Genomic DNA, 12,338 nt, shown 5'->3' with positions numbered 1-12,338 from the left:
TTACTCCATTAACGGATGAAAGCCCGCCCACCACACGGTGGGTCGGGCTTCCAGCCAGTACTTGATTTGAGGACGGGCTCTTAGAAGCGGAAGTGGCTGAAGGCCTTGTTGGCTTCGGCCATGCGGTGCACTTCGTCGCGCTTCTTCATGGCGCCGCCGCGACCTTCCGTGGCTTCCATGAGTTCGTTGGCGAGTCGCAGGGCCATCGACTTCTCGCCACGCTTGCGGGCAGCCTCCTTGATCCAGCGCATCGACAGCGCCAGGCGACGCACCGGGCGCACTTCCACGGGCACTTGGTAGTTCGCGCCGCCGACGCGGCGCGACTTCACTTCGACCATCGGCTTGACGTTGTTGATGGCAATGGTGAAGGCTTCGAGCGGGTCCTTGCCCGGGTTCTTCTTCTCGATCTGGTCGAGGGCACCGTAGATGATGCGCTCGGCCACTGCCTTCTTGCCGCCTTCCATGATCACGTTCATGAATTTGGACAGCTCGACATTGCCGTACTTGGGATCCGGCAGGATTTCACGTTTGGGGACTTCGCGACGACGTGGCATTTTTCTAACCTCTTTGCTTCAGTTGGCGCCTCTTGCCGAGACACCGCGAGAACCGACGAGAGTTCTCACTTACTCGACCCGACAGTGGGTCACTTCGTTCGATGCACCCGCCAGGCGCGCCGAACACCGATTGAACATTCGAAGGCTCAAGCCTTCTTGGGACGCTTCGCGCCGTACTTGGAGCGCGACTGCTTGCGATCCTTCACGCCCTGCAGGTCCAGCGAGCCACGCACGATGTGGTAGCGCACACCGGGCAGATCCTTGACACGACCGCCGCGGACCAGCACCACGCTGTGTTCCTGCAGATTGTGGCCTTCACCGCCGATGTAGGAAATGACCTCGAAGCCGTTGGTGAGGCGCACTTTGGCGACCTTGCGCAGCGCCGAGTTCGGCTTCTTGGGGGTCGTGGTGTAGACCCGGGTGCAGACGCCGCGGCGTTGCGGCGAGTTCTGCATGGCAGGGCTCTTCGACTTGATCTTCTCGACCTCGCGACCCTGACGCACCAGTTGATTGATGGTTGGCATGAATGAATAAGTCCAAAAAACACCCCGGTCGAACCCCTCACCGTGACATGAGGAAACCGGGAGATGACGAAAACGTGAAACCCTTCGGATTTTTCCGAAAAGCCCGCGAGTATAGCACTGCCTATAGGCTTGACCGCGGCGCTACTTGATCCAGAGGCGCACAGCATCCCAGGCGCGGCCGAGGATGCCGGCCTGCTCCACCGGCTCGAGCGCGACCAGCGGCACGTCGGCGACCGGCTGGTCGGCAAGCGTGATCTTGAGGGAGCCGATCGGCTGGTTGCGGGTGAAAGGCGCCACCAGCGGATCGGGGCGCGCCACCTGGGTCTTGATCTTGCTCGCCGAGCCGGCAGGCACCGCCACCACGATGGCCTCGGTGCGGCCGAGCTTGACGGTGTTCTCCTTGCCCTTCCAGACCGGCGGGGTGGCGACCGCCTGGTTGGCGTCGAACAGGCGCACCGCGTCGTAAGCGGTGTAGCCCCAGTTCAGCAGCTTCTGCGACTCGTTGGCCCGCGCGTTCTCGCTGGTCGCCCCGAGCACGATCGAGAGCAGCCGCCGTCCGCCGGTGAGGTTCGGGAAATCGCGCTTCGAGGTCACGATCATGCAGTAGCCCGCCGCATCCGTATGGCCGGTCTTGAGGCCGTCGACGGTCGGGTCGCGGAACAGCAGCAGGTTGCGGTTGGTGTCGTTGGTCGAGGGGGTGCCCGGGTAGCGGTACTTCTTGATCGAGTAGTAATGCACGTACTCGGGAAAGTCGCGCATCAGCCGCGTCGCCAGGATGCTCAGGTCGCGCGCGGTGGTCGTATGCCCCGGCGCGGTCAGCCCCTCGGGGTTCTTGTAGCCGGTGTTCTTCATGCCGAGCGCCTTGGCCTGCTCGTTCATGAGCTCGACGAAATGCTCCACCGTTCCGCCCACGCCCTCGGCCAGGGCGACGGTGGCGTCGTTGCCCGACTGCACGATCAGGCCCTTGATCAAGTCTTCCACCGGCACCTGCATCTTCGGGTCGATGAACATGCGCGAGCCGGGCATCTTCCAGGCACGGGTGCTGACCGGCAGGGTCTGCTGCAGGCTGATCTTCTTCGCCTTGAGGGCGTCGAAGACGAGGTAGGCCGACATCAGCTTGGTGAGCGAGGCCGGTTCGACCGGCGTATCGATGTCCTTCTGCGCCAGCACCTGGTTGGCCGTCACGTCCAGCAGCAGGTAGCTGCGTGCAGCGACTTCGGGAGCTTGTGGGACCTGGGCCGCGGCGATGAGGCAGAAGGATGCGGCGGCAGCCGCTGCGAAGGCGCGCAGCGCGCCGAGAAGACGATTCATGGAGATGCGAAGAGAGACGAAAACTAGCCCGCACGCAGATGGCGGATGACCAGACCCTTGAGCAGCGGCAATTGTCCGTGAAAGAAATGGCCACCCCCGGGAACGACCGTAACAGGAAGTGACTGCGGCCGGGCCCAATCGAGCACGGCGCCCAGCGGCACGGTGTCGTCCTGCTCACCGTGCACGACCAGCGTGCGCTCATGCGCCTCGGCGGGCAAGGTCGCCACCGAGAAGCGCGCTGCAGCGGTGCCGACCAGCACCAGCTGGCGGATGTCCCGCCGCGCCCACAGCTGCTCGGCCGCGCGGCTCGCCACGAAGGCGCCGAACGAGAAGCCGGCGATGGCCAGCGGCCCCTCGGGCGCCAACTGCTCGATCACCTGGAGCATGTCCTCGCGCTCGCCGCGGCCCTCGTCGTGCACGCCCTCGGTGCCGCCCACGCCGCGGAAGTTGAAGCGCACCGCGGCCCAGCCGCAGGCGACGAAGGCCCGCGCCACCGTCTGCACGACCTTGTTGTCCATGGTGCCGCCGAAGAGCGGATGCGGATGGGCGATAACCGCCACGCCGCGCGCCGGAACGCCGTCGGCCGCGCCATCGCGCAACACGGCGATCGCGCCGGCTGCGCCTTGGATCTGGATCTTCTCGGTTTGCGAATTCATGATCTCAGCGCCCCACGTCGGGCGGCAACAGCAGGCGCTCGACCACCTTGCCGTCGCGCAGGTGCGAATCGACGATCTCGTCGATGTCCTCCTCGTCGACGAAGGTGTACCAGACCGCTTCGGGGTAGACCACCGCGACCGGCCCGCCCGCGCATCGGTCGAGGCAGCCGGCCTTGTTGACCCGCACATGGCCCGGTCCGGCCAGCCCCGCCTCCTTGACGCGCTTCTTGCATCGGTCGAAGCCTTGCTGCGCGTTGTGTTGCGAGCAGGACTCCTCGCCGTTCTTGCGCTCGTTTAGGCAGAAGAAGATGTGGCGGCCGTAATAGCCGCGCGGCGGCGCAGTGCTGGAGGTGGGCATCGGCTGATTCTATTGAGCACCCGCCTCCGCGCTCCGCAAAGGGGCTAGGCCCGGGCGCGACGCGACAAGGCCGCCAGCACGTAGACCAACGTCGCGAAGGGCCAGAGCCACCCCAGCCATTGCGCCAGTCCGTGGAAGCGGATGAAGCGCCCCTGCTCCCAGGTGGCCAGGGTCTGGGCGAAATAGGCGCTTTCCGGTGCCTGATTGAGCAGGCTCAGGTGCACCACGAGCGCGACCAGCAGCAGGGCTGCGCACAGGCGGCGCGACGCAGGCAACAGCAGCACGCCGAAGAAGAACGCGGCCGCAATGCCGACTTGCACCGGCAGGCTCAGCCAGGCCCAGGCGTGTTCGGGCCCATAGCTCAGCGCCGCCGAGAGCGCGGAAGCCGCCACTCCGCTCAGCAGAACCAGCGGCATCAACACGGCCCGGCGCGCGACTGCCCGCGTCACCAGGAATGCCAGCAGGCAGGGCACCAGCGCGCCCAGCGCCACGCACAGCAGCTCGACGCCCGGCACCAGCGGCTCCAGCTCGAACTGGCGCACCGGCATCCAGTCGATGAAGGGCGTGTCCAGCAGCCACTCGGAGATGGCGGCCTCGAGACGCTCGAACACCTGGCCCAGCCCGAAGGTGACCGCGGCCGGGAATAGCAAGGCGATCGGCCACAGGGCCAGCAGCACCAGCGCGCCGCGCGAATCCTCCACGAACCAGTTCGAGCGGGTGCGATGCCAGTGCGCCACCGCGCCCAGACGCTCGAGCGCTGCCGCCAGCACGGCGCCTGCCAGCGCGCCGAGACTGTTGAGACCCAGGTCCACATTCGACGGAATGCGTGCCGGCAGATAGCTCTGCAGCGTCTCCATGACGAAGGCGACGGCGGCGCCGATCACTGTCGCGGCCAGCGCCGCACGCACCCCTCCGATGCCGGGCTGCGTGCGCAACACGGCGATCGCCGCCAGGAAGCCCAGGGGCAGGTACCCGGCCACGTTCACGCCGAAGTCGAAGCCGGTCCAGTATTTGGGCCAGGGCGCCGCCAGGTAGGACCATGGGGCGATGCCCTGGTCGCGCCAGTCGGCGAAGGGATAGAGGCTGGCGTAGACGATCAGCGCCGCATAGGCAAAGGCCAGGGGCAGGGCCGCGGACTTGTGCTGCTGCGTGGCCACCGCTCAGAAGGGCTTGACCACGACCAGCACCACGATCGCCAGCAGCAGCAAGACCGGCGCCTCGTTGAACCAGCGGTACCAGCCCTCGCCGCGCCGGTCCTGTCCAGCCACGAACTTGCGCAGCAGCACCCCGCACCCATGGTGGTAGCCGACAACCCCCAGTACCAGGGCCAGCTTCGCATGCATCCAGCCGTTGCCGGGACCGCGCCCGATGCCATAGCCCAGCCAGAGCCAGAGGCCGAAGCCGATCGCCGGCACGGCCAGAAAGGTGGTGAAGCGGAACAGCTTGCGCGCCATCAGGATCAGCCGGGCGCGCTCGGCCACCGACTCCGGCGCCACCATGGCCAGGTTCACGAAGATGCGCGGCAGGTAGAACAGCCCCGCGAACCAGCTGGCGATGAACACGATGTGCAGTGACTTGACCCAGAGCATGGCGGCAGTTTAGTGGGGCCCTTTCGCAGACCGGCCGACCGCCAGGGCAAAAAAAAGCCCGGCGCCAAAACGCCGGGCTGGGAAGCCCTTTTGCTGTCACACATCAAGGCACCCGCTCAGGGAGGAAAAGCGGGGAGCGGCAAGCCGCCCACCGCGGAATTTAGCAAAGGCATTACGTACGATCAAGCGAGTTCTAAATTTTCTGCCGCATTTTTGTAGATTCGGTAGCCCAAAGGTATTACTAAATCGAGCAATCCTCAGCTTTCACCGTGGCGCAAATGCACTTGGGGCACAATTTTCGGCATGACCCTCCACGCCCCCTTCCCTTCGGGCCGGCCGCGCCGGCTGCGCCGGGACGTCTTCACGCGAAACCTGGTACGTGAGCACACGCTCAACACCCACGATCTCATTTATCCGGTGTTCGTGCAGGAAGGCGAGAAGCGGCGCGATGCCGTGTCGTCCATGCCCGGGGTCGAGCGGCTCAGCCTGGACCTGCTGCTGCCGGTGGCCGAGCAATGCCTCTCGCTGGGCATTCCGGTGATGGCGCTGTTCCCGGTGATCGACGCCGGCCTCAAGACCCCGGCCGGCGACGAGGCCTTCAACCCCGATGGCTTGATTCCGCGGGTGGTGGCGCAGCTCAAAGCGCGCTTCCCCGAATTGGGCGTGATGACCGACGTCGCGCTGGACCCCTACACCAGCCACGGCCAGGACGGCCTGCTCGACGAAACCGGCTACATCCTCAACGACCCGACCGTCGAGGTGCTGGTGAAGCAGGCGCTGGTGCAGGCGGAGGCCGGCGTCGACATCGTGGCACCCAGCGACATGATGGACGGCCGCATCGGCGCGATCCGCGGCGCCCTCGAATCGGCCGGCCGGATCCACACCCGGATCATGGCCTACAGCGCCAAGTACGCGAGCGCCTTTTACGGCCCGTTCCGCGACGCCGTGGGCTCGGCCGCCAACCTCGGCAAGAGCAACAAGAAGGTCTACCAGATGGACCCGGGCAACAGCGACGAGGCGCTGCGCGAGGTCGGCCTCGACATCGCGGAAGGCGCGGACATGGTGATGGTGAAGCCCGGCATGCCCTACCTGGATATCGTGCGCCGCGTGAAGGATGAATTTCGCGTACCGACCTTCGCCTACCAGGTCAGCGGCGAGTACGCGATGCTCAAGGCCGCGGCGCAGAACGGCTGGCTGGACCACGATGCCGTGATGCTCGAGAGCCTGCTGGCCTTCAAGCGCGCCGGCGCCGACGGCGTACTCACCTACTTCGCGCTCGACGCCGCGCGCCTGTTGCCCAAGCGCTAGGCCGCGGCTTCAGGACGGCCCCCGGGCGCGGGCCGCCTCTCTCCAGAAGAACAACAGGACCGTCTGCATGCGCATCTTCGAGATCAGCGGCACCCGCGTCACCGAGCATCCGGCTCTGGCGCCGATGGCCGCGCCCGGCGCCTGTGCGGGCTATCTATGGCTGTCGCTCACGCGCGACGAACTGCGCAGCACGCTCGCCGAGGTGCAAGGCACCCTGCAAGCGCTCTGCGGCACGCACCTGGTCGACCTTCACGTGGCAGACCTGCTCAACGACCAGCTGCCGTCTCGCTACGACTACACCTCCCAGTACGACATGCTGGTGTTTCGCCGGCTCGCCGCCGGCAATGGCGCGGGCTCGGCAGGCGCCGAGTCCGGCCTGCCGCGCGGCGGGCCGCCGGTGCTGCGGCGAATCGACACCCGGCCGGTCGGCTTCGCGGTCTTCGACCGCGTGCTGCTGTCGGTGCATCCGGAAGAGGGCGCGGTGCGCGACGCATTCGCCGCCCGCCTGCTGAACGCGGGGACGCCCGATGCGCGCGGCGGCACCGCGCCGCCCGCGCTCGACGTGCGCGCCGTCTCGACCCGCATGCCGGCGAGTCCTGCCGACCTGATGCTGCGCGTGATCAACCTGATCGTCGACGCCTACCTGGACCTGCGCCGCGACCTGACCCGGCAGCTGGACCACTGGCAGGCCGAGCTGATCGACCCCCGCAGCCACTTCACCAACTGGAGCGCGCTGATGCAGGCGCGGCAGGCGCTGCACCACCTGGACGAGATCTGCGAGGACCAGCGCGCCGCGGTGCAGGACTGGATCGATGCCTTCGAGACCCTGCCGGCGCCCGAGGGCACGGCCGAGTCGCGCGATCGCGAGCTGATCATGGTGCGCAGCCGCGATGTGCTCGAGCACATCCAGCGCGTGGTGCATCACGTGCGGCGGCTCGAGCAGAACGCCGAGACCGCGGTGCAGCTGCATTTCAGCGTGCAGAGCCACCGCACCAACGACATCATGCGGGTGCTCACGGTGCTCACCGCGGTCTTCCTCCCGCTGAACCTCATCGCCGGCATCTTCGGCATGAACTTCGAGTTCGTCCCGCTGGTGCACAAGGCCAGCGGCTTCTGGATCGCCATGGGTGCGATGGCCTCGATCGCACTGCTGCTTGTCGTCGTGTTCTGGCGCAAGCGCTTTCTCGCGAGGAACCGATAGGCCAAAAGAAAACCGGGCAGCGCTCGCGCGCTGCCCGGTTCTTCCGAAGGGCCGGTGCGGATTACTTGGCCGCAGGAGCGACTTGCTTCTGCGCTTGCTGCAACGTGTCGGCGCGGTTGGGCATGGTCGAGATCACGCGGCTGTTGACGCGCGAGCCGCCGGTCACGTTCTGGTCCGGCGCATTGGCGGTGGCAACCGCCTGGGCGTAGACGGCGTCGCGGTTGGCGACCGCCTTGAAGGGCTCCGCGCCGCGCGAGCCGCGCACCACGTTCTGGTTGGGGGCAGAAGCCGTGCGAGCGGCTTCGGCTTCGACGTCGGCGCGGCTCACCGCGGACACCGGCGCTTGCACGCCTTGGTAGGTTTCCGCATGGGCACCGGCGGCGGCCAGAAAGGAGAGCGCGGCGGCGGCGAGGATGTGAGAAGTCTTCATTTCGGGTCCTTGGGTTCGTCGGAGGCGGTTTCAAACCAGGCTCGCGTAGGCTGGCCTGTGCGACGAAGTGTCCGGTCGAAGACCCTCGAGAAATAACTTGGAAAAGAGACACGGCGTTTCCTGGATCGAAACAATCCGGCGCCGCGCACCACGGCCGCTCAGCGCAATCCGAACAGCCCCGCCGCGTTGCCCCAGGCAATGCGCTGCGCCACCTCCGGCGGCAACTCGCCGAGCCAGCGGCGGTAAGCGCCCATGATCTCGTCGTAGGCGCTCCAGCGCTGGTTGACCCAGGTGTCGGAGCCGACCACGAAGCGATCGGGAAACTTGAGGATCAACGCTCGCCATTCGGGGCAGAGCATGCCGCCCTCGCAAGTCAGGCCCGGCCGATAGGAGAGCTCGCCCATCAGCAGCGGGTAGCGCTCCAGCAGTGCCTGCACCCGCGCCACCGGCGGCCCGCCGATGCCGGTATGCGCCCAGATCAGCCGCAGCGATTGCCCCTTCGACGGCGCATGCGCCATCAGCAGGTCGATCGCCGCATCGTCCACATGCGCGAGCACGGCCAGCTTCTTTTGCTCGGCCAGCACGATCAGCTTGCGCGCCACCGGGCCGTTGGCGTTCGCGCTGTCGTAGAGATGGAATTCGCCCAGTCCGCGGTATGGCCCGCCGGCCGTGCCGCGGGCCAGCTCGGACTGCACCATGTCGTGGATGCTCTCGTCGCGAAACCAGTTGCCGTAGTCGTCGCGATTGCGGTAGAGCCGCACGAAAGGCACCACCGTGACGCCGGCTTCGCGCGTCTCGCGCGCTGCCGCCAGCGTCTGCGTGCCCGCATTGGGCCGCGAGTTGGCAATGATGGCCTTCACGCCGTTGCGCTGCATCCGCGCCAGCGCCTCGGCCGGCGGATAGGGGCCTGTGTTTCCGTCCCAGGCTTCCTGGTTGTAGTGCAGGTGCGTGTCGAACAGGGGTCCGCTGTAGTCGGCCGCTTGCACCCCGAGACATGCAAGAGCCGCGAGCAGGGCCACGGCAACACGCACGGGGATACCCTCCTCAACCCAGGTGCTTGGCGAAGAAGGCCAGCGTGCGCTCGCGTGCCAGCTTGGCCGCCTCGGCGTTGTACGAGCCGCGCTGGTCGCAGTTGAAGCCGTGGCCCGATTCGTAGACATGCACCTCCACCTCGGGGTGTGCCTTCTTGAACGCTTCGATGGTGTCCAGCGGAATCCAGTGATCGTTGTTGCCGAAATGCGCCAGCACCGGCACCTTGGGGCTGATGGCGCTTTCTTCCGGCGTGGTCATGCCGCCGCCGTAATAGGGCGCCGCGGCCGACAGGCCCGATACCTTCGCCGAGGCACGCCAGGTCAACAGGCCGCCCCAGCAGTAGCCCACGATGCCCACCTTGCCGCCCCGGGCCGCGTACTCGACCGCGGCCTGGATGTCCTGCAGCACGCCGGGCGCCGGCAGCGCCTCGACGGCGGTCTTCAGCGCGAAGCCCGCCTTCATGTCCTCCTCGCTGTAGCCGAGCTCGACGCCCGGCTTGACGCGGTGGAAGGTCGATGGCGCGACGGCGAGATAGCCCTCGGCCGCATAGCCGTCGGCCACCGAGCGGATGTGCGAGTTGACGCCGAAGATCTCCGGCACGACGACCACCGCGGCCTTGGGCTTGCCCGCGGGTTCTGCCACGTAGGCGGGAAAGCTGAAGCCATCCTTGGCGGTGAGATCGATGAATTGGCCCATGGTCATGCTCCTGTCATGGTGAGTGGGGGGTGTTGTTCAATGCGCGTTCAGAGCGCGCGCGACGAAATCCAGCCGGTCCTGGCCCCAGAAGATCTCGCCGTCGATCACGTAGCTGGGTGCGCCGAATACCTTGGCGTCGATGGCCTGCTGCGTGTAATCCTCGTAGCGCTCCTGCACGGTCTGGCTCTGCGACTGCTCGATGCGCTTGGCAGCGAGTCCGCATTCGGCGGCCAGCGCCTCCAGCACCTTCGGGTCAGCGATGTTGCACTCCTTCACCCAGACCGAGGCGAAGACCGCGCCGCACAGTTTCATCGCGGCCTCGCAGCCGTCGTGCAGGTCGACCGCGATGATCAGCTTGGCGGCGTCGTCGCCCGCGACCGGGAAGAACTTCGGCGTCGGGTTGAGGGGAATGTCCAGGTGCCGCGAGAAGCGTGCCAGGTCGACCAGCCGGTAGGCCTGGCGCTGCGGGGCGCGCTTGCCCAGCGGCAAGCCGCCGGAGACGGGGAAGATGGCGCCGAAATCGACCGGCCGCACGCGCACGGTGGCGCCGGCGGCCTTGGCGATCGCGGCAAAGCGCGCGTGCCCCAGGTAGGTCCAGGGACTCTGGGGCGTGAAGTAGTAATCGACGCTGCGGGTCACGGGCCTCTCCTCGATGATGTAATCGACGTCGACGGTTTTAACTGAGGCACGGCTTTCGTGCAGGAGGCGGGATTTGGAACAGGTGCTCTTGATCACGGGCGGCAGCCGCGGCATCGGCGCCGCGACTGCGCTGCTCGCCGCGCAGCGCGGCTTCGCGGTGGCGGTCAACTATGCCAGCAATTCCCTGGCCGCGGACGAGGTGGTGCGCGCGATCCGCGACCAGGGTGGGCGCGCCATGAGCGTGCAGGCCGACGTCGGCGACGAGGCGCAGGTGAAGGCGATGTTCGAGAAAGTCGACGCCAAGTTCGGTCCGCTCGGCGCGCTGGTCAACAACGCCGGCGTGGTCGACGTGCAGGCGCGCGTCGACGAAATGACCGTGGCGCGGCTCGAGCGCATGCTCCGCATCAACGTGATCGGCAGCTTCGTCTGCGCGCGCGAGGCGGTGCGGCGCATGAGCACGAGACACGGCGGCAGCGGCGGCGCCATCGTCAACCTCTCCAGCGCCGCGGCGCGCCTGGGCTCGCCGGGCCAGTACGTCGATTACGCGGCGAGCAAGGGTGCGATCGAGAGCTTCACCATCGGCCTGGCCAAGGAGGTCGCGGAAGAAGGCATCCGCGTCAACGCGGTGCGGCCCGGCCTCATCGACACCGAGATCCACGCCTCGGGCGGCATGCCCGACCGGGCCTTCCAGCTCGCGTCCTCCGTGCCGATGAAGCGCACCGGCAGCGCGCAGGAGGTTGCCAACGGCATCGTCTGGCTGCTGACCGAAGAGGCCAGCTATGTCACCGGCACCTTCCTGGACATTACCGGGGGACGATGATGGGCCCCCACGCTCGCTTCGTTCGCTGCCCCCCGAGGGGTCGCTCAATGGCCTTCGATCGGCCGGGCGGGCATTGATGGCCACGCCCGCCATGGACCTGGTCAAGCCGATGATCACGCTGCTGGCCATCGTGAACCCGCTGGCGATCGTGCCCTTCTTCATCCACTACACGCAGGGCTACACCGAGACGCAGCGCAAGCGCACGGCCTGGGTGTCGGCCTTCAGCGCCTTCGTGGTGATCGCGATCAGCGCGCTGCTCGGCCTGCAGCTGCTGGCCTTCTTCGGCATCTCGATCGCCAGCTTCCAGGTGGGCGGCGGCATGCTGCTGCTGATCAGCTCGCTCAACATGCTCAACGCGCAGCCGGCGGAATCGAAGAGCAACGAGGAGGAGATCCGCGCCGCGGAGATCAAGGCGTCGCTGGGCGCCTCGATCGCGGTGGTGCCGCTGACCATCCCGCTTTTGACCGGACCGGCCACCATGTCGACGATGGTGATCTATGCCGACAAGACGCAGCATGTCTGGGAGCTCGCGATCCTGGTGGGCTACGGCGTCGTGGTCGGGCTGGTGACCGGCGTCATCTTCTCGCTGGCCGACCCGATCGCGCGGGTGCTCGGCAAGACCGGCATCAACGTGATGACCCGGCTCATGGGCCTGATCCTCGCGGCGTTGTCGGTGGAGGTGATGGCCGACGGCCTTTCCACCCTGTTCCCGGCGCTGGCGCGCACGCACTGACCGCGGTCAGCGCTTCACCAGCTCGACGAGCTGCGGCGTGACGAGGCCGTCGTCCACGCGCAACTCGGCCGCCGAGATCGGCAGCCGGAAGCGTGGCGGTCCGGCGCTGCCGGGATTGACGTACCAGACGCCCGCCCGCTCCTCGGCCTTGGGCCGGTGCGAATGGCCGTACACCACCACGCGAACGCCCTCCGCCGCCGGATCGATCTTCAGCTCGGCGAGGTCATGGAGCACGTAGACGCACAGTCCCGCGAGATCCACCCGCGCGGTGGCGGGCACGGCGCCGGCCCAGGCGCCCTTGTCGTTGTTGCCGCGCACCGCCGTCAGCGGCGCCAGCGCGGCCAGTTGCGCGAGGATGCGCGGCTCGCCGATGTCGCCGCCATGCACGATGTGATCGCAGCCCTGCAGGAAAGCCAGCGCCTCGGGCCGCAGCAGCCCGTGCGTGTCGGAAATCAGGCCGATGCGGACCATGGCCGGCCTGGGGTGT

General features: G+C 67.3%; 16 protein-coding genes. 4 read left to right on the top strand and 12 right to left on the bottom strand.

The window, feature by feature from the left end; all coding sequences use genetic code 11:
- Positions 1 to 80: 80 nt before the first annotated feature.
- From rpsG to AC3A6Y_RS05525, 7 genes are all read right to left on the bottom strand, one after another.
- Entirely contained in the window at positions 81 to 554 is a 474-nt protein-coding gene (rpsG, locus tag AC3A6Y_RS05555) for a 30S ribosomal protein S7 (RefSeq protein ID WP_077002363.1), read from the bottom strand.
- Positions 555 to 700: 146 nt separating this feature from the next.
- Complete coding sequence (rpsL, locus tag AC3A6Y_RS05550) at positions 701 to 1,078, bottom strand: 30S ribosomal protein S12 (RefSeq protein WP_028249584.1); 378 nt, start codon at positions 1,076 to 1,078, stop codon at positions 701 to 703.
- A 141-nt stretch (positions 1,079 to 1,219) separates the two neighbouring features.
- Positions 1,220 to 2,389, bottom strand: coding sequence for a D-alanyl-D-alanine carboxypeptidase family protein (locus AC3A6Y_RS05545; protein ID WP_487867220.1), 1,170 nt, complete (start codon positions 2,387 to 2,389; stop codon positions 1,220 to 1,222).
- 23 nt (positions 2,390 to 2,412) lie between these two features.
- On the bottom strand, positions 2,413 to 3,045 hold the full coding sequence (locus AC3A6Y_RS05540) for an alpha/beta hydrolase (RefSeq protein ID WP_487867219.1): 633 nt from the start codon (positions 3,043 to 3,045) through the stop codon (positions 2,413 to 2,415).
- A 4-nt stretch (positions 3,046 to 3,049) separates the two neighbouring features.
- The gene (locus AC3A6Y_RS05535) at positions 3,050 to 3,403 is read right to left on the bottom strand and encodes a (2Fe-2S) ferredoxin domain-containing protein (RefSeq protein WP_487867218.1); all 354 of its coding nucleotides are present in this window, start codon (positions 3,401 to 3,403) and stop codon (positions 3,050 to 3,052) included.
- Between the two features lie 44 nt (positions 3,404 to 3,447).
- Positions 3,448 to 4,560 carry a VanZ family protein gene (locus AC3A6Y_RS05530; protein WP_487867217.1) on the bottom strand — a complete coding sequence of 371 codons (1,113 nt, stop codon included), beginning with the start codon at positions 4,558 to 4,560 and terminating at the stop codon, positions 3,448 to 3,450.
- Between the two features lie 3 nt (positions 4,561 to 4,563).
- Positions 4,564 to 4,992 carry a CopD family protein gene (locus AC3A6Y_RS05525; RefSeq protein ID WP_487867216.1) on the bottom strand — a complete coding sequence of 143 codons (429 nt, stop codon included), beginning with the start codon at positions 4,990 to 4,992 and terminating at the stop codon, positions 4,564 to 4,566.
- A 303-nt stretch (positions 4,993 to 5,295) separates the two neighbouring features.
- On the opposite strand from AC3A6Y_RS05525, the gene hemB reads away from it, so the two are divergent.
- The gene (gene hemB, locus AC3A6Y_RS05520) at positions 5,296 to 6,300 is read left to right on the top strand and encodes a porphobilinogen synthase (RefSeq protein ID WP_487867215.1); all 1,005 of its coding nucleotides are present in this window, start codon (positions 5,296 to 5,298) and stop codon (positions 6,298 to 6,300) included.
- Positions 6,301 to 6,367: 67 nt separating this feature from the next.
- A complete protein-coding gene (locus AC3A6Y_RS05515; RefSeq protein ID WP_487867214.1) occupies positions 6,368 to 7,501 on the top strand; it encodes a magnesium transporter CorA family protein in 1,134 nt (377 codons plus the stop codon).
- Positions 7,502 to 7,562: 61 nt separating this feature from the next.
- On the opposite strand, the gene AC3A6Y_RS05510 is transcribed toward AC3A6Y_RS05515, so the two are convergent.
- The 4 genes from AC3A6Y_RS05510 to AC3A6Y_RS05495 form a co-directional block, all read right to left on the bottom strand.
- Entirely contained in the window at positions 7,563 to 7,931 is a 369-nt protein-coding gene (locus AC3A6Y_RS05510; RefSeq protein WP_487867213.1) for a DUF4148 domain-containing protein, read from the bottom strand.
- A gap of 158 nt (positions 7,932 to 8,089) precedes the next feature.
- Entirely contained in the window at positions 8,090 to 8,962 is an 873-nt protein-coding gene (locus tag AC3A6Y_RS05505) for an amidohydrolase family protein (protein WP_487867212.1), read from the bottom strand.
- A 13-nt stretch (positions 8,963 to 8,975) separates the two neighbouring features.
- Positions 8,976 to 9,659, bottom strand: a complete 684-nt coding sequence (locus AC3A6Y_RS05500; protein ID WP_487867211.1) for a dienelactone hydrolase family protein — start codon at positions 9,657 to 9,659, stop codon at positions 8,976 to 8,978.
- A gap of 36 nt (positions 9,660 to 9,695) precedes the next feature.
- Positions 9,696 to 10,298 (bottom strand): DsbA family protein, encoded by a 603-nt coding sequence (locus AC3A6Y_RS05495; protein ID WP_487867210.1) that lies wholly within the window; start codon positions 10,296 to 10,298, stop codon positions 9,696 to 9,698.
- A gap of 73 nt (positions 10,299 to 10,371) precedes the next feature.
- On the opposite strand from AC3A6Y_RS05495, the gene AC3A6Y_RS05490 reads away from it, so the two are divergent.
- Both AC3A6Y_RS05490 and AC3A6Y_RS05485 read left to right on the top strand, forming a co-directional pair.
- The gene (locus AC3A6Y_RS05490; protein WP_487867209.1) at positions 10,372 to 11,118 is read left to right on the top strand and encodes an SDR family oxidoreductase; all 747 of its coding nucleotides are present in this window, start codon (positions 10,372 to 10,374) and stop codon (positions 11,116 to 11,118) included.
- Positions 11,119 to 11,194: 76 nt separating this feature from the next.
- Complete coding sequence (locus AC3A6Y_RS05485) at positions 11,195 to 11,851, top strand: MarC family protein (RefSeq protein WP_487867208.1); 657 nt, start codon at positions 11,195 to 11,197, stop codon at positions 11,849 to 11,851.
- A gap of 6 nt (positions 11,852 to 11,857) precedes the next feature.
- Here the strand turns inward: AC3A6Y_RS05485 and AC3A6Y_RS05480 are convergent, their stop codons facing one another.
- Positions 11,858 to 12,322, bottom strand: coding sequence for a metallophosphoesterase family protein (locus AC3A6Y_RS05480; RefSeq protein WP_487867207.1), 465 nt, complete (start codon positions 12,320 to 12,322; stop codon positions 11,858 to 11,860).
- Positions 12,323 to 12,338 lie beyond the last annotated feature (16 nt).

The sequence above is a fragment of the Variovorax sp. Soil_C_17 genome, assembly GCF_057657265.1.
The sequence above is the reverse complement of the archived record's forward strand: the minus strand, read 5'-3'. Positions and strand labels throughout refer to the sequence as shown.

Excerpts from the sequence above, each read along its gene's own strand:
- rpsL (WP_028249584.1), bottom strand. The coding sequence starts at position 1,078 with ATGCCAACCATCAATCAACTGGTGCGTCAGGGTCGCGAGGTCGAGAAG.
- AC3A6Y_RS05540 (WP_487867219.1), bottom strand. The coding sequence starts at position 3,045 with ATGAATTCGCAAACCGAGAAGATCCAGATCCAAGGCGCAGCCGGCGCG.
- rpsG (WP_077002363.1), bottom strand. The coding sequence starts at position 554 with ATGCCACGTCGTCGCGAAGTCCCCAAACGTGAAATCCTGCCGGATCCC.
- AC3A6Y_RS05515 (WP_487867214.1), top strand. The coding sequence starts at position 6,368 with ATGCGCATCTTCGAGATCAGCGGCACCCGCGTCACCGAGCATCCGGCT.
- AC3A6Y_RS05535 (WP_487867218.1), bottom strand. The coding sequence starts at position 3,403 with ATGCCCACCTCCAGCACTGCGCCGCCGCGCGGCTATTACGGCCGCCAC.
- AC3A6Y_RS05485 (WP_487867208.1), top strand. The coding sequence starts at position 11,195 with ATGGCCACGCCCGCCATGGACCTGGTCAAGCCGATGATCACGCTGCTG.
- AC3A6Y_RS05480 (WP_487867207.1), bottom strand. The coding sequence starts at position 12,322 with ATGGTCCGCATCGGCCTGATTTCCGACACGCACGGGCTGCTGCGGCCC.
- AC3A6Y_RS05510 (WP_487867213.1), bottom strand. The coding sequence starts at position 7,931 with ATGAAGACTTCTCACATCCTCGCCGCCGCCGCGCTCTCCTTTCTGGCC.
- AC3A6Y_RS05525 (WP_487867216.1), bottom strand. The coding sequence starts at position 4,992 with ATGCTCTGGGTCAAGTCACTGCACATCGTGTTCATCGCCAGCTGGTTC.
- hemB (WP_487867215.1), top strand. The coding sequence starts at position 5,296 with ATGACCCTCCACGCCCCCTTCCCTTCGGGCCGGCCGCGCCGGCTGCGC.
- AC3A6Y_RS05545 (WP_487867220.1), bottom strand. The coding sequence starts at position 2,389 with ATGAATCGTCTTCTCGGCGCGCTGCGCGCCTTCGCAGCGGCTGCCGCC.
- AC3A6Y_RS05500 (WP_487867211.1), bottom strand. The coding sequence starts at position 9,659 with ATGGGCCAATTCATCGATCTCACCGCCAAGGATGGCTTCAGCTTTCCC.